The sequence below is a fragment of the Rhizobium sp. 01T444 genome (genome assembly GCF_056398305.1).
This window is the reverse complement of the sequence record NZ_JBFTPD010000355.1, coordinates 1-551: the sequence shown is the minus strand read 5'-3', so window position 1 is coordinate 551 and position 551 is coordinate 1. Positions and strand designations below refer to the sequence as shown.

General features: G+C 69.0%; 1 protein-coding gene. It reads right to left on the bottom strand.

The features are described from left to right. Positions 1 to 551, bottom strand: a 551-nt coding sequence (locus tag AC1DTN_RS38895) for a 4-hydroxythreonine-4-phosphate dehydrogenase PdxA (RefSeq protein ID WP_477925567.1), incomplete at both ends; no start/stop codon positions are given.

Genomic DNA, 551 nt, shown 5'->3' with positions numbered 1-551 from the left:
GCGGAAGGCCTGCCAGGTGGCTTCGACGCTGGCCTTGCCCAGCCCGGCGATGTCATAGGCGGTGCCGTGCGCCGGCGTGGTGATCGGAATCGGCAGGCCGCCCTGCACCGTCACGCCGCGGCTGAAGCCCATGAGCTTGATCGCGATCTGGCCCTGGTCGTGGTACATGGTGACGATGGCCTGGTAGTCGCCCGCCTGGGCCTTCAGGAAGATGGTGTCGGCCGGGAAGGGGCCGTGGAAGGGCTGCTCGGTCGGCCAGTCGCGCGCCTGCAGCGCCTTCACGGCCGGTTCGATGATGTCCACCTCTTCGCGGCCGCACAGGCCGCCGTCGCCACCGTGCGGGTTGAAGGCGGCAATGGCCACCTTGGGCTGCCGTACGCCGTTGGCCAGGAGCGAGTGGTAGATGAGCTCGGCGGCCTGCTCGATGCGCTCGATGCTCAGGAGGCCGGCGACGTCCTTCATCGGCACGTGCGAGGAGATGCGCGAGGTCCACAGCTCGCCCAGCGTGTTGAACTCGCAGAAGTAGCCGGTCACGCCGAGGTGGCTGGCGA